Source organism: Salinarimonas chemoclinalis, from assembly GCF_041514305.1.
In the GTDB taxonomy this organism is placed as follows: Bacteria; Pseudomonadota; Alphaproteobacteria; order Rhizobiales; family Beijerinckiaceae; genus Salinarimonas; species Salinarimonas chemoclinalis.
The window spans coordinates 193,839-211,169 of sequence record NZ_JBGMWH010000004.1 but is presented as its reverse complement, the minus strand read 5'-3'; the positions used below and the strand labels follow the sequence as shown (position 1 = coordinate 211,169).

The 17,331-nt window shown below is 70.5% G+C and carries 17 protein-coding genes; 3 read left to right on the top strand and 14 right to left on the bottom strand.

Going from position 1 to position 17,331, the window contains the following annotated elements; all coding sequences use genetic code 11:
* Positions 1–106 precede the first annotated feature (106 nt).
* The gene (locus AB9M23_RS10095; RefSeq protein ID WP_372424406.1) at positions 107–853 is read left to right on the top strand and encodes an SDR family NAD(P)-dependent oxidoreductase; all 747 of its coding nucleotides are present in this window, start codon (positions 107–109) and stop codon (positions 851–853) included.
* A gap of 36 nt (positions 854–889) precedes the next feature.
* Entirely contained in the window at positions 890–1,657 is a 768-nt protein-coding gene (locus tag AB9M23_RS10090) for an SDR family NAD(P)-dependent oxidoreductase (protein ID WP_372424405.1), read from the top strand.
* Here the strand turns inward: AB9M23_RS10090 and AB9M23_RS10085 are convergent.
* Complete coding sequence (locus tag AB9M23_RS10085; RefSeq protein WP_372424404.1) at positions 1,645–2,775, bottom strand: NADH:flavin oxidoreductase/NADH oxidase; 1,131 nt, start codon at positions 2,773–2,775, stop codon at positions 1,645–1,647. The genes AB9M23_RS10090 and AB9M23_RS10085 overlap by 13 nt on opposite strands.
* Positions 2,775–3,722, bottom strand: coding sequence for a dihydrodipicolinate synthase family protein (locus AB9M23_RS10080; RefSeq protein WP_372424403.1), 948 nt, complete (start codon positions 3,720–3,722; stop codon positions 2,775–2,777). Before AB9M23_RS10080 ends, AB9M23_RS10085 begins: the two co-directional genes overlap by 1 nt.
* 198 nt (positions 3,723–3,920) lie before the next feature.
* Between AB9M23_RS10080 and AB9M23_RS10075 the strand changes: the two genes are divergently transcribed.
* Positions 3,921–5,057, top strand: coding sequence for an NAD(P)/FAD-dependent oxidoreductase (locus AB9M23_RS10075; protein ID WP_372424402.1), 1,137 nt, complete (start codon positions 3,921–3,923; stop codon positions 5,055–5,057).
* A gap of 27 nt (positions 5,058–5,084) precedes the next feature.
* Here the strand turns inward: AB9M23_RS10075 and AB9M23_RS10070 are convergent, their stop codons facing one another.
* The 12 genes from AB9M23_RS10070 to AB9M23_RS10015 form a co-directional block, all read right to left on the bottom strand.
* Complete coding sequence (locus tag AB9M23_RS10070; RefSeq protein WP_372424401.1) at positions 5,085–6,065, bottom strand: TRAP transporter substrate-binding protein; 981 nt, start codon at positions 6,063–6,065, stop codon at positions 5,085–5,087.
* A 28-nt stretch (positions 6,066–6,093) separates the two neighbouring features.
* Positions 6,094–7,365 carry a TRAP transporter large permease gene (locus AB9M23_RS10065; protein WP_372424400.1) on the bottom strand — a complete coding sequence of 424 codons (1,272 nt, stop codon included), beginning with the start codon at positions 7,363–7,365 and terminating at the stop codon, positions 6,094–6,096.
* A 6-nt stretch (positions 7,366–7,371) separates the two neighbouring features.
* Positions 7,372–7,899, bottom strand: a complete 528-nt coding sequence (locus tag AB9M23_RS10060; protein ID WP_372424399.1) for a TRAP transporter small permease — start codon at positions 7,897–7,899, stop codon at positions 7,372–7,374.
* A 34-nt stretch (positions 7,900–7,933) separates the two neighbouring features.
* Positions 7,934–8,779: a sugar phosphate isomerase/epimerase family protein gene (locus AB9M23_RS10055; RefSeq protein ID WP_372424398.1), complete on the bottom strand. Its 846-nt coding sequence runs from the start codon at positions 8,777–8,779 to the stop codon at positions 7,934–7,936.
* 15 nt (positions 8,780–8,794) lie between these two features.
* Complete coding sequence (locus AB9M23_RS10050; RefSeq protein WP_372424397.1) at positions 8,795–9,529, bottom strand: SDR family oxidoreductase; 735 nt, start codon at positions 9,527–9,529, stop codon at positions 8,795–8,797.
* On the bottom strand, positions 9,529–10,311 hold the full coding sequence (locus AB9M23_RS10045; RefSeq protein ID WP_372424396.1) for an SDR family oxidoreductase: 783 nt from the start codon (positions 10,309–10,311) through the stop codon (positions 9,529–9,531). The genes AB9M23_RS10050 and AB9M23_RS10045 overlap by 1 nt, the downstream gene beginning before the upstream one ends.
* A 25-nt stretch (positions 10,312–10,336) precedes the next feature.
* Entirely contained in the window at positions 10,337–11,239 is a 903-nt protein-coding gene (locus tag AB9M23_RS10040) for a dihydrodipicolinate synthase family protein (protein ID WP_372424395.1), read from the bottom strand.
* Positions 11,240–11,277: 38 nt separating this feature from the next.
* On the bottom strand, positions 11,278–12,684 hold the full coding sequence (locus AB9M23_RS10035; protein ID WP_372424394.1) for an aminotransferase: 1,407 nt from the start codon (positions 12,682–12,684) through the stop codon (positions 11,278–11,280).
* Positions 12,685–12,702: 18 nt separating this feature from the next.
* Positions 12,703–13,803, bottom strand: a complete 1,101-nt coding sequence (locus AB9M23_RS10030; protein WP_372424393.1) for an ABC transporter ATP-binding protein — start codon at positions 13,801–13,803, stop codon at positions 12,703–12,705.
* A gap of 43 nt (positions 13,804–13,846) precedes the next feature.
* Positions 13,847–14,677 (bottom strand): carbohydrate ABC transporter permease, encoded by an 831-nt coding sequence (locus tag AB9M23_RS10025; protein ID WP_372424392.1) that lies wholly within the window; start codon positions 14,675–14,677, stop codon positions 13,847–13,849.
* Positions 14,674–15,615: a carbohydrate ABC transporter permease gene (locus AB9M23_RS10020; protein WP_372424391.1), complete on the bottom strand. Its 942-nt coding sequence runs from the start codon at positions 15,613–15,615 to the stop codon at positions 14,674–14,676. Before AB9M23_RS10020 ends, AB9M23_RS10025 begins: the two co-directional genes overlap by 4 nt.
* Before the next feature lie 100 nt (positions 15,616–15,715).
* Positions 15,716–17,071, bottom strand: coding sequence for an ABC transporter substrate-binding protein (locus AB9M23_RS10015; RefSeq protein ID WP_372424390.1), 1,356 nt, complete (start codon positions 17,069–17,071; stop codon positions 15,716–15,718).
* Positions 17,072–17,331 lie beyond the last annotated feature (260 nt).

Genomic DNA, 17,331 nt, shown 5'->3' with positions numbered 1-17,331 from the left:
CGCTCGCGCGGATGCGGGGTTGGGGAGAAATCGCGGCGCGGTTCCTTCCGGAGACGCGATTTGTACGCTATGCGTACGAACGTACGGATAAATGAGGAGCCTCGCGATGGTCAAGATGCTCGAGGGCCGCACCGCCCTCGTCACCGGGGCCGGGCTCGGCCTCGCCATCGCACGGCGCTTCGCGGCCGAGGGCGCCCGCGGCGTCGGCGTCGACCGTGCGGCGCCGAGCGACCCGATGCCGGAAGGCTGGCGCGCCACGGCGGCCGACGTCACCGACGAGGACGCGCTCGCCGCCGCCTTCGCGGAGGCCCGCCGGCGCCTCGGCCGCCTCGACGTCGTCGTCGCCAATGCCGGGCTCGTGCCGCCCTGGCGGGAGACGGAGCACCTCGACCTCGACGAGTGGGACCGGGTCTTCGCGGTCAACGTGCGGGGCGTGGCCGCGACGCTCAAGCACGCAGTGCCTCTGATGAAGGCGCGGGGCGGCGCCATCGTGGTGATGGCCTCCCTCAACGCGCGGCGCGCGCATCCCCGCCAGGCGCTCTACACGGCGACGAAGCACGCCGTGCTCGGCGTCGTGCGCGCGGCCGCCGCCGATCTCGGGCGCTATGGCATCAGGGTCAACGCCATCGGCCCGGGGCCGGTCGCGACCGACGCCCTGCTGGCCCGCATCGACGCCCGCGCGGCGGCGTCCGGCGCCGATCCCGGCGACGAGCTCGCCGCGCTGGCCGGCGCGACGCATCTGCGCCGCATCGCCACCGAGGACGACGTCGCCGACACCGCGCTCGTGCTCGCGAGCGACCTCTCCCGCGCCGTCACCGGCCAGCTCGTCCCCGTCGACGGCGGCCTTTCCTGAACCCGCACGCAGAACCCGATCCCAGAGACGAACCCCATGCTCGACCTGACGAACAAGACCATCCTGCTCACCGGCGCGGCCAAGGGGATCGGCGCCGCCACCGCGAAGGCGCTCGGTGCCGCCGGCGCGCACGTGATCGCCCATTACGGCGGCGATCGCGCCGGCGCGGAGGCGGCCACCGCGGAGATTCCCGCGGAGCGCCGGCTGCTCCTGCAGGCGGACTTCTCGGATCCCGCGAGCGCCGACGGGCTCTTCCGCGAGGCGCTGGCCTGGCGCGGGCGGATCGACGTGCTGGTCAACAACGCCGCCGTGATGCTGTCGGGCGGCGGTATCGATGCCGACATGGACGCCTGGGACGAGACGTGGGCGCGCACGCTCGCGATCAACGTGCTCGCGCCCGCGCGCCTCCTCAAGCACGCGGTCGCGCATTATCGCGACGCTGGCGGGGGCACGATCGTGACGATCTCGAGCTGGGCGGCGCAGCGCGGCTCCACCAATGCCGACCACATCGCCTACGCCGCCTCGAAGGCGGCGATCAAGGCGGCCTCGCACACGCTGGCGCGGGCCTGCGCCAAGGAGAACATCCTCGTCTACGTCGTCGCGCCCGGCGTCGTGCGCACCAAGATGTCGGAGGACTTCGCCGCCGCGATGGGCGGCGAGGCGCCGGTGACGGCGGGGCTCGCCATGGGCGAGTGGGTGCCGCCGGAGGATATCGCGAACCTCGTCGCCTTCCTCGCGACGGGCGCGTCGCGCCATCTCTCGGGCGCGACGCTCGACGTCAACGGCGCATCCTACGTGCGCTGACGGGAGACCTCCCCGCGCCGGCGCAGGTAGAAGGCGTAGGGCGCGGGGAGGACGGCGTAGGGGTCCTCCACGCCGAGCGCCTTCGCGGCGCGCAGAGGCCAGTTCGGATCCGCCATCAGCTCGCGGGCGATGGCGATCAGGTCGGCGTCCCCCGCCTGGAGGATCGCCTCCGCCTGGTGCGGATCGACGATGAGGCCCACCGCCATCGTCGCCATGTCCGCGCCCCGGCGCACCCCGGCGGCGAGGTGGACCTGATGGCCCGGCGCGGGCGCCGCCGCCGGCTGCGCGTTGGCGACGCCGGTGACGATGCCTCCCGACGAGCAGTCCATCACGTCGACGCCGCGCGCCTTCAGCGCGCGGGCGAGCGCGATCGTGTCGTCGAGGGTGATGCCGCCCTCGGCGTCGTCGGTGGCGGTGGCGCGGTAGAAGACGGGCTTCTCCTCGGGCCAGACCGAGCGGACGATCTCCGCCACCTCCAGGAGGAGGCGCATGCGCCCGGCGAGGTCGCCGCCATAGGCGTCCGTGCGCGTGTTGGCGAGCGCGGAGAAGAAGGTGTGCAGCAGATAGCCGTGCGCGCCGTGGATCTCGACGAAGTCGAAGCCGGCGGCGAGCGCGCGGTGCGTCGCCGCGCGGAAGCCCTCGCGCACGTGATCGAAATCCGCGGCCTCCATGGCCCGGGGCGTGTGCCAGCCCGGGCGCGCGGGAATCGCGCTCGGCGCGATCGTCTCCCAGGCGGGCTCGGGCCCGCCCGGCTCGAGCGGGCCTGCGCCCTCCCAGGGCCGCGCGGTGGACGCCTTGCGGCCGGCGTGCCCGATCTGCACGCCGGCGAGCGCGCCCTGCGCGTGGTAGATCTCGACGATCTCGCGCATGCCCGGCACGTGGGCGTCGTCGTAGAGACCCGTGCAGCCCCAGGTGATGCGCCCCTCGCGGGTGACGCCCGTCGCTTCGACGATCGCGGCGCCGACGCCGCCGAGCGCGAAGCGCGCATGATGGCCGCGATGCCAGTCCTGGATGCGCCCCTCCACCGCCAGGTACTGGCACATCGGCGAGACGACGATGCGATTCTCGAAGCGCACGCCCCGGATTTCGAAGGGCGTGAAGAGGAGAGGTGTCGTCATCACTCGGCCGCCATCCGTCCGTCCAGCTCCAGCATCAGCGCGTCGAGGCGCGCGATCACCGCGAGGATGCGCTCGAGCCGCTCGCGTCCCTCCGCGCCGAGCCGGGCGAAGGTGGTGAGCGGCGCGCGCACGTCGCCCACGGGGTAGCCCCGCGCGGCGGCGAGCGCCTTCGAATAGCACTGATGGCCGTAGGTGGGATGGCCTTCCGCGATGATGTGATCGAACTCGGTGATCAGCCGCTGGATGCGCTTGGCGTCCTCGAGCCGGCCTTCGACCAGGAAGTCCCAGATGCGGTGCGACGCGCGGGGGATGTAGTTGCCGTAGGGGTTGACGTAGCCCACGGCGCCCAGGCTGTAGCTCTCGAAGATGCGCTCGCCGGCGAAGACGTTCATGACGCCGTCCGTCTCCTCGACGATGTCGTAGACGCGCGCCACGTCCATGCTCGCCTCCTTGATGTAGCGAATCTGCTCGAAGGCGCGGGTGAGGCGCCCGACCAGCTTCGCCGACATGTCGACGTTGGAGGTGACGGGGTTGTTGTAGAGCATGATCGGCAGGGACACCGCCTCGCAGATCGCCTTGTAGTAGCCGAAGATCTCGTCCTCGGTGGGGGTGTAGTAGTAGGGCGGGATGATCATCAGCCCGTCGGCGCCGAGCTCCTCGGCCTCGCGCGAATAGCGCACGGCGTTGGGCGTGTGCGCGTCGGCCGTGCCGACCAGCACGTCCATGCGCCCCGCGACGTGCTCCACGGTGGTGGCGACGAGGGCGCGGCGCTCCTCGTCGGTGACGGTGAGGAACTCGCCCGTGGTGCCGAGCACGATCACGCCGGGCACGCCCTCGGCGATCTGCCAATCCAGGAAGCGCTTCTGCGCCTCGAGGTCGACGGCGCTCCCGTCCGGGGTGAAGGGCGTGATCGAGACGGTGTAGCTGCCGCGGAAGGCCTTGGGCATGTCCTCATCCTCGTTTCGCCGGCGTGCCGTGGGGGGATCGGGGTGGGGTCTCGCGCTCGTCCGGGCGCTTGCCGGCAGGGGCGAAGTGCGCGATGAGCGAGACGCCCGAGGGGTTCGGAGCCGGTTCGTTCTGCGAACACTTGTTACCATGGCGCACAGAATGGTGTAAAGCATCCGCGCCAATTCGGAGGGTCTCGCGTGATCGATGTCGTCATCGTGGGAGGCGGGCTCGCCGGCGCCGCGAGCGCCTACTTCCTGGCGAAGGAGGGTGTCGAGGTTCTCCTGCTCGAGCGCGAGGACCTCAACACCAAGGCGTCGGGCTCGAACGCCGGCTCGATCCACGCCCAGATTCCGCACGCCCCGTTCGTCGAGAACGGCGAGGCCTGGGCGCGGGGCTTCGCGCCGACGATCCCGATCATGATGGAGGGCATCGCGCTCTGGCGCGCGATGGAGGCCGAGCTCGGAGTCGCGCTCGACGTGTCGACGCCCGGCGGTCTCCTCGTGGCGCGGACGGACGACGAGATGCGTGCGGTCGTGCGCAAGGCGGAGATCGAGCGCGCGCACGGCCTTCCCGTGGAGATCCTGGGGCGCGACGACCTGCGCCGGCTCGCCCCCTACGTCTCGGACGCGATGATCGGCGGCGCCTTCTGCCCGATCGAGGGCAAGGCGAACCCGCTGCTCGCGACCCCCGCCTTCGCGCAGGCCGCGGAGCGGCTCGGCGCGCGAATCCAGCGCTTCGTCGCCGTCGCGGGCATCAAGCGCGAGCGCGTCGGGTTCACGCTGGCCACGACCGCCGGCCTCGTGCGGGCACGGCGGATCGTCAACGCGGCGGGTGCCGAGGCGACGGTCGTGGCCTCGATGGCCGGCGTCGCGCTCGCCCTCGAGGCGCATCCGATCCAGGTCACGGTGACCGAGCCCGTCGCGCCGCTGGTGCGCCACCTCCTCTACAGCGCCGGCGACAGGCTCAGCCTCAAGCAGGCACCGGTCGGCTCTCTCCTGATCGGCGGCGGCTGGCCGGCGCGGTGCGACGCCCGAGGCCGCCTCTCCGTCTCGCCGCGCTCGCTGGCGGCGAACCTCGCGGTCGCCGAGAAGGTCGTGCCCGGCGTCGCGCAGGCGCGGGTCGTGCGGACCTGGCCGGCGCTGGTCAACGGCACGGCGGACTGGCGCCCGATCCTGGGCGAGCCCCCCGGCGTGCCGGGCTTCTACATGGCGATCTTCCCGTGGATGGGGTTCACCGCGGGGCCGATCGCCGCGCGGCTCGTCACCGACATGATCCTCGGCCGCGAGAGCGGCATCGACGTCTCCGCCTTCGCGCCGGGTGCCGAGGCGGCGTGAGCCCGCCGCCTCGAGTCGTGCCGCGGCTTACTGCCGGGCCGCCTGGATCGTCTCGAGCAGCGCGCGCGCCTCGGGCGCGTCGGCCAGGATCACGTCCCAGGACGGACGCGCCGCCTCGGCGAAGGGCGCGAGATCGGGCTCGGTGACGGTGATGCCCATCTCGCGCACCGTCTCCAGGCCGGCGCGGTTGAGCTCGCGATGGGCCTCGACGCCGTGGGCGATGGCCTCGAGTGCCGCCTCCTGCACGGTCGCCTTCAGGTCGTCGGGCAGGTCGCTCCAGAACGCGTCCGAGAGGACGAAGACCGTCGTCGACTGGTGCGCCTTGGTGAGGGTGTAGTGCTGCACCACCTCGACGAACTTGTCGGCGACGATCGAGTCGGGGGAGATCTCCAGCGCGTCGACGACGCCGTTCTGCAGCGCCATGAACAGCTCGCCGTAGGCCATCGGCGTCGGCTGGGTGCCCATCGCCTTGTAGGCCTCGACGAAGCCCGGCGTCGGCAGCACGCGGATCTTGAGGCCCTGCAGGTCCTCGACGCTCGTCACCGGCGTGCGCGAGCCCACCGAGCGCTCGAAGATCGCGCCCCAGCCGAGCCCGTACATGCCGTAGTCGCCGAGCAGGTCGAGCATCTCGCGCCCGGTCTCGCCGTTGAGGATCTCGTAGGCCTCGTCGGAGCCGGAGAAGACGTAGGGCAGGGACAGCACGCGGTAGGCGGGCACCACGTTCTCGAGCGAGGAGCCGCCGACGAAGCCGCCGGTGAGAACGCCCGTGCGGATCGCCTGGATGGCGCGGGTCTCGTTGCCCGCCTGCGCGCAGCAGAGCACCTCGACCGCGATGCGGCCGTCGGTCCGCTCCTCGACCAGCTCGCCGAAGCGGGTGAGGATGACCTGGTAGGCGCTCTGGTCCGAGAGGACGTGCGCGAGCGTCATCTGGTAGTCCTGGGCGGCGGCGGGTGCCGCGGCGAGCGTCGCCGCGAGGAGACCGGCCGCGAACGTCGTCGAAGTCTTCATCTGGTCCTCCGGAGGGTCGTTGTCGGTATTATCGCAACAGCCCGAGCGACAGGCCCGGGACGTAGGTGATGACCATCAGGTTCAGGACCAGGATGGCCAGGAACACCGCCAGAGGCCGCATCAGCTCTTCCATGCTGATGCGTGCGATGCCGCAGGCGATGAACAGGTTCACGCCGACCGGTGGGGTCACCATGCCGATGGCGAGGTTGACGATCATGATCAGCCCGAAATGCACCGGGTCGATGCCGTAGGAGAGGGCGATCGGCGCGAGGATCGGGGCGAGGATGATGATCGCCGCGAAGGTCTCCATGAACATGCCCACGACGAGGAGGAACAGGTTCACGAGGAGCAGGAAGACGAGGGGGTTCTCCGACACGCTCGACAGTGCCGCGCCGATGGTCTGCGGTGCGCGGATGACGTTGAGCGAGAAGGCGAACATCGCCGCGAAGGCGACGATGATCATCACGACCGCCGACGTCACCGCCGAATCGGCGAAGATCCGCGGCAGGTCGCGCGGCGCGATCTTGCGGTAGACCACGACGCCGAGGAACAGCGCGTAGGCGACGGCCACGACGGCGGCCTCGGTGGCGGTGAACACGCCGCCGAAGATGCCGCCCAGGATGATCACGGGCATCATCAGCGAGAGCGCGGCGCGCCGCAGCGCCCGCCAGACGTCGGGTGCCCACACGCCGGGCGAGAAGGGCACGCGCGTGCCGTAGCCCTTCGCCCAGGCGGTGACGGAGACGACGACGATGAGCGAGAGGCCGATCATCAGCCCGGGCAGGAAGCCCGCGATGAAGAGATCGCCGATCGAGACCCCGGCGATGACGCCGTAGAGCACCATGGGCACGGAGGGCGGAAGGATCACGCCGAGCTCGCCCGAGGACGCGGTCGTCGCCGCCGAGAACGGGCGCGGGTAGCGCTGGCGCTCCATCTCGGGGATCAGCATCGAGCCGATCGCCGCGGCCGTGGCGGCGGACGAGCCGGAGATCGTCGCGAACATCATCGAGGTGAGCACGACGGCGGCGCCGAGGCCGCCGGGCATCCAGCTCACCAGCGACACCGCGAGATGAACGAGGCGCTCGGCGATGCCGCCGAACTGCATCAGCCGTCCCGCGAGCACGTAGAGCGGCAGCGCCATCAGCGCGAAGGAATCGAGGCTCTCGAAGATGACCTGCGGGATGGCGATCAGGGGGATGTTGCGGTCCATCAGCGTCGGCAGCGGCGCGATGCCGAGCGCGAGCGCGATCGGCACGCCGGCCGTGAACAGGAGGAGGAGGAGAAGGAGGAGCGCGCTCATGTCGGTTCAGTCCGCCGCCGGCCCGTCCGCCGCGAAGCGGATGTCGCGGCCCTCGAGGGCGCAATCGACGACGAGGGCGAGCGAGTTGAGGATCATCAGCGCCGCGCCCACGGGCAGCGCCCAGTAGACGACGCTCTTCTCGAGGTTCATCACCGGGCTCGTCTCGGTGCGGCCCAGCTCGACGAAGGGCAGGCCGATCCAGAAGAGGAGCCCGAAGAAGGCGACCGAGAGCGCGATCGTGGCGTAGCGGATCGGCACGCCGATCCGCGCGGGCATGCGGCGCACGAGGAACTCGAGCGCGATCATCTGCGCCCGCCGGCAGCCGACGCCGGCGCCGAGGAAGACCATCCAGATCAGCGTGTAGCGCGCGAGCTCCTCCGTCCACGGGGCGGAGACGTTGATCCCCGCCGCCGTGAGCACGAAGCGCACGATCACCTGGTAGAGGACGGCCCCCGCCGTGACGGCGAGGAGCCCGCCGACGACGAGCGTCAGCACGATGTTGAGCCGATCGATGGCTGCGAGGACCGTCCTCATCGCGCCGTCTCCCTTTCGAGCCGCCGCTGCGCGATCAGCGCCGCGGCGGGGGCTCCCAGCCGCTCTGCGCCAGGATCGCGTGGCTCGCGGCGAGATCGCCGTCCGGATCCACGCCCGGCTGCGTCGCGTCCGTGATGATCTCGAGCACGGTCATGCCCTCGTAGCCGATCTCCTTCAGGGCGGCGGCGGCGGGCGCGGGCTCGACGATGCCGGTGCCCAGCCGATCGTGCTTGAAGTCGGCGAAGGTCGTGTCCGAGATATGCACGTTCTTGATGCGGCTCCCCAGCATCCGGATCGCGCCCACGACGTCCTCCTTGATGTAGGCGGAGTTGCAGACGTCGAAATTGATGCCGATCGACGGGTCGATCTCGTTCGCGACGTCGAGCATGTCCTGCGCGGTGGGGAGGAAGGTGAAGGGCACGTTCTCGAGGATGAGTTCGACGCCCGAGCCCTTCGCGAAGGCGACGAGCTCCTTCATGCCCTCGACGAACCACTCCCGCATCCAGGGCGTCGGCGGGTTGATGAGCGAGTTCACCGGGCCGGGGATCGCGACGACCCAGGGGCAGCCGAGCTCCGCGGAGAAGGCGATCGCCTCCTTGTAGCGGTCGAGCGTGTAGCGCCGCATGATCGGGCAGACGGAGTTCGGGTTGTTGTCGAGGAGCGGGTAGCAGAAGCTCGTCACCCGATGCCCGTTGTCGGAGAGCCAGTCGCGCATGGCGCGGCGCTCGGCGAGCGTCATCGTCGCCGGCCAGCAATGGGGCGGGAAGATCATCAGCTCGAAGGACGAGTAGCCCTGCGAGGCGAGGTGCTTCAGGGCATCGAGCCCGGAATGCGAGTAGAGGAAGGGGAAGGTCGAGGCGGCGACGCGCAGGTCGGACATGACGATGCTCCCGGTCTAGAGGGTCGATTCGAGACGCGTGTTGAGGACGAGCTCGGAGACGGTGGCGGCGGCGGGCAGGCGCACGAGGAGCGCGACCGTCTCGGCCACGGTCTGCGGGTCGAGGCGGTTGCCGGCGGGCGTCGCGCCGGGCACGGAGGCGATCAGCTCGGTCTCGATGGCGCCGGGGCAGAGCGCCGTGACGCGCACGCCCTCCAGCCAGCCGGCGTGCTTCGTCGCGTGCGAGAGCGCGACCAGCGCGTGCTTCGACATCACGTAGCCGAGCGAGGCGGTGTGGTCGCGCACCCGCTTGCCGTCGGTCGAGGCGATGTTGACGACGCGCCCGTCGCCGCTCGCCCGCAGCGCCGGGAGCGCCGCGCGGGTGACGCGCCAGGGGCCCTTGACGTTGACCTCCCACATCGCGTCGAGGTCGTCCTCGTCGCTGGTCTCGACCGAGCCGGCGCGGAAGATGCCGGCGTTGTTGACCAGGGCGTCGAGGCGGCCGTGGCGGGCGAGCGTCGCCTCGATCCAGGCGCCCGCGCTCGCGCGATCGGTGGCGTCGTAGCGGTGCGCGCTCACCCGCGCCTCGTCGAAGCCGAGCCGCGCGACGAGCCCGTCCGGCTCGCGCACGCCCAGCGAAAGCGCCCAGCCGTCGGCGTGCAGGCGCTCCGCGACGGCGCGGCCGAGCCCACGGGAGGCGCCGGAGATCGCGACGACGCGACCCGCGGCCGGGAGGAGCGGCGGACCCGCCATTAGAACAGCCCCTGGTAGACGCCGCCGTCGTTGACGATGTTCTGCCCGGTGATGAACCCGGCCTTCTCCCCGCACAGGAAGGCGACGAGGTCGCCGCATTCCGACGGGTCGGCGAAGCGCCCGGCCGGGCAGGTCTTCTTGCGGTCCGCGACGATCGCCTCGTAGGTCGTGTTGCCGCGCTCGGCGTGGCCGTGCAGGTTCGTGTGCAGCGCCTCGGTGTCGAAGAGGCCCGGCGCCACCGAGTTGATGACGACGTTGTGCGGGATCAGCTCGCGCACCATCGAGGCGATCGCGCCCGAGAGCGCGAGCCGCGCGGCGTGGCTGTGGGCGAATCCCACCTGCGGGAACTTGATGAAGCTCACCGTGATCGAGACGACGCGGCCGAACCTGCGCTCGGCCATTCCGGGCGTCGTGCGGGTGATCAGGTCGATCATCGCGTGGAAGTGCCCGTCCCACCACCACAGCCAGTCCTCGCGCGACCAGGTACGGAAGTCGCCGGGGACTTGGCGGATGCCGGGGTTGCACACGAGGATGTCCGGCGCCGGGCAGGCGGCCAGCAGCCGGTCGCGGTCGCGCGCCTCGTTGAGGTCGCCGGGGACGATCTCGACCTCGACGCCGTGCGCCGCACGGATCTCTTCGGCGGCCTGTGCCAACGGGCCCTCCCGCCGCGCGTTCAGAACGAGGTTCACCCCCTCGCGCGCCAGCGACTCCGCGCACGCGCGCCCCAGCCCCTGGCTCGCCGCGCACACGATGGCGCGCCTCCCCGCGATCCCCAGATCCATCGTTTTCTTCCTTCTCTCGTAAACGTCACAGCAGTCCGAGGTCGGCCAGGCCGCGGCGCAGGCCCTCGAGCGGCGCGCCCTCGAGCGCGCGCAGCGGCTGGCGCGGACGCCCGCCGCCGGGGCGGCCGAGCATGTCCATCGCCGCCTTGGTCGCGGGGTAGAGCGTGCGGCCCTCCGACACGAACAGGTCGGTGAGGCGCCGGCCCGTGGCCTGGAGCGCCTCGGCGGTCTCCGAGCGGCGCTCCAGCGCGGCGTGGAAGAGGTCGAGGCAGCCGTCCCAGACGTTGGGGAAGCAGTCGATCGTCCCGTCCGCGCCGAGCATCACCGCGGGCGCGCCGTAGACCGAGGACGGCCCGCAGAAGACGCGGATGTCGTCCTTCACGGCGAGCATCGTGGCGTAGAAATTGTTCCAGTCCCCCGAGCTCTCCTTGATGGCGACCACCGTGTCGAGCTTCGCGAGGCGCGCGGCGAGCGCGGGCGAGACCGCGTTCACGGCGTTGCCGGGGATGTTGTAGACCATGATCGGCAGGTCGACCGCCGCCGAGACCTCGGCGAAATGCGCGTAGATCTCGTCGTCCGAGAGCTTGACGAAGTAGGGCGGCAGCACGAGCACGCCGTCCGCACCCGCCGCCTTCGCGGCGCGGGCGAGGTCGATCGTCTCGTGGGCGGTCACCGCGCCCGTGCCGACGATGCAGGTGCCGCGCCCGGCGACCGCCTTCACCGCGTCCGCGTAGAGCGCCTTGCGCTCGGCATGCGAGAGCGCCCAGAACTCGCCGGTGCAGCCGCAGGCGACGACGCCCGTGGCGCCGGCGGCGAGGAGATGGTCGATGTTGGCGCGCAGCGCCGCCGTGTCGATGGCGCCGGTGTCGTCGAAGGGTGTGGTCAGAGCCGGCATCGGGCCGGACCACGTCACGCTGTCCCTGTTCATCGGGGTTGGTTCCTGGGAAGGAGGGTCCGTTTCGGGTGTCAGGAGGCGCGCGCGAGCGCGCCCTCGGCGGCGAGCGCGTCCGTCACCTCGTCGAGCGCCTCGCGGGCGCGGCCCACGATCTCGGCGATCTCGGCGGAGGTGACGACGAAGGGCGGCGAGAAGGCGAGCGTGTCGGAGGACGGCAGCGCGCGCGAGATGAGCCCGCGCGCGAGCGCCGCCTTGATCACGCGCGGCGCGACCTTGAGCGCCGGGTCGAACCGCGTCGCCGGCTCGCGCCGCGCCACCAGCTCGACGGCGGCGACGAGGCCCTCGCCACGCACCTCGCCCACGAGCGGATGGTCGCCGAAGGCGTCGGCCAGCGCCGCGCGCATCTCTGCGCCGCGCTCGGCGGCGGCGGCGATGAGGTTCTCGTTCTCGATGATGTCGAGGTTGGCGAGCGCCGCCGCGGCGGCGAGCGGGTGGGCGGTGTAGGTGTAGCCGTGGCCGAAGGGCCCGTGCGTGCGCCCGGCCCCCGCGATCACCTCGTAGACCTTCTGCGAGACGACGCAGCCCGAGAGCGGCACGTAGGCGGAGGTGACGCCCTTGGCGATCGTCATCAGGTCGGGCTCGATGCCGTAGACCTCCGACCCGAACATGGTGCCGAGCCGCCCGAAGCCGCAGATCACCTCGTCGACGATGAGGAGCACGTCGTGGCGGCGCAGCACCTCCTGGATCGCCGGGAAGTAGCCCGGCGGTGGCACGATGACGCCGCCGGCGCCCTGGATCGGCTCGGCGATGAAGGCGCCGACCGTGTCGGGCCCTTCCGCGAGGATCATGTCCTCGAGCTCGCGCGCGAGGCGCGCGACGAAGTCCGCGTCGCTCATGCCGGGCTCGGCCTCCCACAGGCGGTGGGGGGCGCGCACGTGGCGGGCGAAGTCCAGCGGGATGCCGAAGCCCTTGTGCAGGCCCTCGAGCCCGGTGAGGCTCGCGGAGGCCAGCGTCACGCCGTGATAGCCGCGGTTCCTGGCGATGATCTTGCGCTTGCCCGGCTTCCCGCGCGCGGCGTTGTAGTACCAGACGAGCTTGACCTGCGTGTCGTTGGCGTCCGATCCCGACGAGCCGAAGAACACCCGCGCCATGCCCTCGGGCGCCGCCTCGACGATGCGCGCGGCGAGGATCGCCGGCGTGTCCGTGCTCATCGACGAGAAGCCGTGGTAGTAGGGCAGCGTCACCGCCTGCTCGCGGATGGCGTCGGCGATCTCGGCGCGGCCGTAGCCGACGTTGACGCACCACAGCCCCGCCATCGCGTCGAGATAGGTGCGGCCGGTCGCGTCGGTGAGCGTGATGCCCTTGCCCTTCACCATCATCGGCCCGCCCGTGCGGGCGTGGTCCTCGAGATTGGTGAAGGGGTGGAGGACGTAGGCGCGGTCGAGGGCTGCGGCGTCGATGTTGAGGGGGCGTGCCATCGTGGGCTCCGTTGGTGATCAGGCGGCCGCGGGGGCGCCCGCGCGCCCGAAGGTCGCGGGAAGGCGTGCCTCGCTCGCGGCGCAGAACAGGTGCAGGCGCTCGGCCCTGAGGTCGAAGGGGACGCGCTCGCCGATCGCCAGCGCGACGTCGGCGCCGGCGCGGGTGACGAGGGAGCCGGCGGGGCTCTCGACGACGACGATGGTCTCGTGCCCCGTCGGCTCGACGATGCGCACCGTGCCGACGAAGGGCCCCTCGCCGAGGGTCACGTCCTCGGGGCGCACGCCGAGCGCGACCTTGCGCTCGGGCAGGGCGCCGTCCTCCAGCGAGACCGGCAGGTCCGTGCCCGCGCAGCGGAAGGCGGCGCGGCCGGGCTCGCCCGTCATCTCGCCGGAGAGGAAGTTCATCGGCGGTGTGCCGATGAAGCCCGCGACGAACATGTTCGCCGGGCGGTCGTAGACCTCCTTGGGCGGGGCGTATTGCTGCAGCACGCCGTCGCGCATGACCGCGATCTCGTCGGACATGGTCATCGCCTCGAGCTGGTCGTGCGTGACGTAGACGAAGGTTCGTCCCACCCGCCTGTGCAGCTCGATCAGCTCGGCGCGCATGTGCGCGCGCAACTTCGCATCGAGGTTGGAGAGCGGCTCGTCGAGCAGGAAGACCTGGGGATCGCGCACCAGCGCCCGCCCGAGCGCGACGCGCTGCTGCTGACCGCCCGACAGCTGGCGGGGCTTGCGCGCGAGGAGGTGCTCGAGCTGGAGCGTGCGCGCGACCTGGGCGACCTTCTCCTCGCGCTCGTGCTTCGCCACGCCGTGCTTCTTCAGCGGATAGGCGATGTTCTCGCCCACCGTCATGTGCGGGTAGAGCGCGTAGGACTGGAACACCATGGCGATGTCGCGCTTGCCCGGCGCCACGTCGTTGACGACGCGGTCGCCGATCGTGATCGTCCCGCTCGTGGGGAACTCGAGGCCCGCGAGCATGCGCAGCGTCGTCGTCTTGCCGCAGCCCGAGGGCCCGAGCAGGCTGACGAAGGCGCCGTCCTCGATCACGAGATCGAGCCCCTCCACCGCGACCGCGGCACCGAACGCCTTGCGGACCTTGTCGAAGCGCACCTGCGCCATGAAGCCGACCCTTCCAATTCTTCTTCTGGTGCGTACGCCGTCGTCAGCCCTTCACCCCGCCCGCGCCGAAGCCGCGGGTGAGGTAGCGCTGGAGGAAGGCGAAGATGACGATCAGGGGGATGCTCATCATGACCGAGGCGGCCATGAGCAGCGACCATTCGATGTTGAAGGAGGACACGAGCATGTTCATCACGCCCGTCGTCAGCGGGCGCGCCGCGTCCGTGTTCACGAGGACGAGCGCGAAGAGATACTCGTTCCACGCGAGGATGAAGGTGAACAGCGAGGTCGAGATGATCCCCGGCAGCGCCTGCGGCAGGATCACGTCGACGAAGGCGCCCATGCGCGTCGCACCGTCCACCAGCGCGGCGGATTCGAGGTCGTCCGGGATGCCCTGCATGAAGGAGCGCAGGAGCCAGATCGCGTAGGGCAGCGAGAAGGTCGTGTAGGCGATGACGAGGCTGAAGAGCGTGTTCGCCACGCCGATCCAGACCAGCATCAGGTAGAGCGGCAGGATCAGGACGACCGAGGGCAGGAGATAGGTGAACAGCACCAGCTGCGCCAGCCGCTCGCGTCCGGGATAGCGGAAGCGCACCAGCGAATGCGCGGCGAGCGTCGCGGCGGTCACGACGAGCACCGTCGTCACCGTGGCGATGACGAGCGAGTTGCGCATGTAGGTGAGGAACGGCGTGCGCTCGAGCAGCGTCCAATAGTGCTCGAACGTCACCGAGCCCGGCCAGAAGGTCGGCGGGATGCGGAAGAGCTCGAACTGGGGCTTCACCGAGGTGATCACCATCCACACGAGGGGGAAGGCGACGACGAGGACGATGCCCCACGCGAAGGCGTTCCAGGCGAGGCGGCGGAGAATCCGGGTCATCGTCCCGCCTCCCTCTCCCCGCGCCCGGTGACGCGCAGGTACCCGATCATGAAGACGAGCATCACGATCATCATCGTCACGGCGACCGCGGAGGCCCGGCCCATGTCGTTGAGCCCGAACGCGTCCTTGTAGACCATGAGCGGCAGCGTCTGGGTCGAGATCAGCGGGCCGCCGCCGGTGAGGAGGAAGATCAGGTCGAACTCCTTGAAGTCCCAGATCGCGCGGAGCAGCACGATCACGACGAGCACGTCGCGCAATTGCGGGAGCGTCACGTCGAAGAAGCGCGCGACGGGTCCGGCCCCGTCGATCTTCGCCGCCTCGTAGAGCGGCTCGGGAATGGTCTGGAGGCGCGCCAGCACCGCGATGACCACGAAGGGGAAGTACTTCCACGCGCCCACGACGACGACGCTGATCATCGCGTTGGGCATCGAGCCGAGATAGTCGAGCGGCATGTCGATGATACCGGCCCACATCATCATTTGGTTGAGGATGCCGTAGAGGTCGTTGAACAACCACCGCCAGACCAGCACCGCGACCACGGTGGAAACGAAATAGGGAAACAGGATCAGGCTGCGGGCCAGCGCGCGGAAGACCATGTTCTGGTGCAGCACGAGCGCGACCGCGATGCCGAAGAAGACCTGCAGCGTCAGCGTGCACACGGTCCAGATCACCGTGTTGAGCAGGGACCGCCAGAATTCGCCCGACGCCATCAGCGTGGCGTAGTTGTCCAGCGCCACGAAGTCGCCCTGCAGCGTCGGCGTGTAGATCGAGAACAGGCTCAGGTAGATCGCCGAGACGAGCGGATAGACGATCACCATGCAGAAGATCACCACCGACGGCGCGATCAGCAGGAGGCCGAGGAGCGCGTAGCGGCGATCGAGAGCCGAGCCGAGGGACGAGCCGGTTCCGGCCGTGCCGGTGAGGGCGGTTGCGGTCATGACGGGTCCGGAAAATGGGGGCGACGCCGGGCGGATGGAGGGTGCGGCCGGCCCGGCGTCGCGCATGACGAAGGGAGACGGAGGAGCGAGCGCCGCCCGATCAGCCCTTCATCAGTTCCTCGAGGCGCATGGCCGTGTCGGAAACGACGGCGTCCATGGCGTCCCCGTTCAGGACGTAGCGCTGCACCGCGTCCGCCAGCACGTGCGAGGCCACGATCTGGCCGGCCTTGGTGTTGGGCCGGTGCGCGGTCGACTCCCAGCCGAGGTTGTGGCCCGCGGCGGCGGCGGCGGCCATGCGGTCGACGTCGTCCGCGTACTTCTGGATGATCTCGTTCTCCTGGTACGCAGGCATCGACGAGATCGTCTTCAGGACCGGCAGCACGTGGCCCGGCGCGGCGTGGAGCTGGCGGATGTAGCCGTCCGGCTCGAAGAGGTGCGCGGCGAGTTTCTTCGTCAGCTCCATGTTCGGCGCGTCCTTGGGGATCATCACCGAGGGGAAGTCGTTGAAGGTCCAGTGCGGCACGTCCTCGGACACGGTCGGGTACTCGTGCGCCGAGACGAAGTCCGCGATGCCGGGGTTCTGCGCGTTGACGTTGGCGAGCACGCGGCCGGTGTAGAGCCCCGTCGCGGTCGCGCCCGAGACGAAGGCCGTGAGGCTCTCGCCCCAGGAATAGGCGGTCGCGCCCGGCGGGCAGAGCTCGCGCATGGACTTGTAGAACTCGAGCGCGTTGCGGAACTCGGCGGAGTCGACCGCGACCTCGAGCTCGGGGGAGAAGATCATCCCACCCGCGCCGTGCACGAAGCAGATGAACACGAGGCTCGTCATCGAGTTGCGGGCGTAGGGCAGCGGCGCGCCGTAGATCCCGCCGCCCTGCATCCTGGAGGCCGCGTCGCGCAGCTGGTCCCAGGTGCGCGGAACGCCGTCGATGCCCGCCTTCTCCATCAGGTCGGTGCGCACCCACAACATGTTCGCCGCGGAATTGCCGATGCCCGTGCCCGCGTGCTGGCCCGGAGTGATCTCGTAGACCTTGTTCGCGCCGTCGTAGTACTTCTCCGGGCCGATCAGGGCGATGACGTCGTCGAAGGGCTCGAGCAGCCCGTTCTGCCAATAGTTCGACACCGCGAACGAGGGCAGGTGGGTGACGACGTTGGGCGCCTGGCCCGAGGCGAAGGCTGCGGCCATCTGGGCCGGGTAGCCCTCGTCCGACGTGCTCTCGAACAGCACCCTCACGCCGGGGTTCGCCTCCTCGAACGTCCGGATCTGGTAGTCGTAGGCCTCGCGCTGGGCCGGCGCGGTCTGCGGCGACCACCAGCGCAGCGTCGTCTCCTGGGCGTGCGCCCGGCGGATGCCCGGCATCGCGGCGGTGAAGCCTGCCGCCCCGATGCCCGCGAGCACCGTGCGCCGCGAAACCCCCGCGAGCCTGGACGAGATGATGTTCGAAGACTTGTTCGTCATGGTGCGCTCCGTTCCAGAGGGCGACGGGTTGCGACGACGGCCGCTCCCGTTTCTCGTACATTCGTGCGCATAGTGAACAAAAGTCCGGGAGCTGCGCAAGGGCGAAGTTGGGCGAAATCGCCAAGAGGGCCTACGAAACAGCGATTTCCAGGATCTCCACCTGCGATCTGCGATGCAGGACGGGTTCCTGCCGCTCTGCTCAACGCACGCGCGCGCGGTGATATCCGCCCGGTTGTTCGAGAACGCGGTGGCTCTGCGGT

What these genes read in the sequence shown, in the direction of transcription:
- AB9M23_RS10095 (WP_372424406.1), top strand. Translation starts at nt 107, where the DNA reads ATGGTCAAGATGCTCGAGGGCCGCACCGCCCTCGTCACCGGGGCCGGG.
- AB9M23_RS10090 (WP_372424405.1), top strand. Translation starts at nt 890, where the DNA reads ATGCTCGACCTGACGAACAAGACCATCCTGCTCACCGGCGCGGCCAAG.
- AB9M23_RS10085 (WP_372424404.1), bottom strand. Translation starts at nt 2,775, where the DNA reads ATGACGACACCTCTCCTCTTCACGCCCTTCGAAATCCGGGGCGTGCGC.
- AB9M23_RS10080 (WP_372424403.1), bottom strand. Translation starts at nt 3,722, where the DNA reads ATGCCCAAGGCCTTCCGCGGCAGCTACACCGTCTCGATCACGCCCTTC.
- AB9M23_RS10070 (WP_372424401.1), bottom strand. Translation starts at nt 6,065, where the DNA reads ATGAAGACTTCGACGACGTTCGCGGCCGGTCTCCTCGCGGCGACGCTC.
- AB9M23_RS10065 (WP_372424400.1), bottom strand. Translation starts at nt 7,365, where the DNA reads ATGAGCGCGCTCCTCCTTCTCCTCCTCCTCCTGTTCACGGCCGGCGTG.
- AB9M23_RS10060 (WP_372424399.1), bottom strand. Translation starts at nt 7,899, where the DNA reads ATGAGGACGGTCCTCGCAGCCATCGATCGGCTCAACATCGTGCTGACG.
- AB9M23_RS10055 (WP_372424398.1), bottom strand. Translation starts at nt 8,779, where the DNA reads ATGTCCGACCTGCGCGTCGCCGCCTCGACCTTCCCCTTCCTCTACTCG.
- AB9M23_RS10050 (WP_372424397.1), bottom strand. Translation starts at nt 9,529, where the DNA reads ATGGCGGGTCCGCCGCTCCTCCCGGCCGCGGGTCGCGTCGTCGCGATC.
- AB9M23_RS10045 (WP_372424396.1), bottom strand. Translation starts at nt 10,311, where the DNA reads ATGGATCTGGGGATCGCGGGGAGGCGCGCCATCGTGTGCGCGGCGAGC.
- AB9M23_RS10040 (WP_372424395.1), bottom strand. Translation starts at nt 11,239, where the DNA reads ATGAACAGGGACAGCGTGACGTGGTCCGGCCCGATGCCGGCTCTGACC.
- AB9M23_RS10035 (WP_372424394.1), bottom strand. Translation starts at nt 12,684, where the DNA reads ATGGCACGCCCCCTCAACATCGACGCCGCAGCCCTCGACCGCGCCTAC.
- AB9M23_RS10030 (WP_372424393.1), bottom strand. Translation starts at nt 13,803, where the DNA reads ATGGCGCAGGTGCGCTTCGACAAGGTCCGCAAGGCGTTCGGTGCCGCG.
- AB9M23_RS10025 (WP_372424392.1), bottom strand. Translation starts at nt 14,677, where the DNA reads ATGACCCGGATTCTCCGCCGCCTCGCCTGGAACGCCTTCGCGTGGGGC.
- AB9M23_RS10020 (WP_372424391.1), bottom strand. Translation starts at nt 15,615, where the DNA reads ATGACCGCAACCGCCCTCACCGGCACGGCCGGAACCGGCTCGTCCCTC.
- AB9M23_RS10015 (WP_372424390.1), bottom strand. Translation starts at nt 17,071, where the DNA reads ATGACGAACAAGTCTTCGAACATCATCTCGTCCAGGCTCGCGGGGGTT.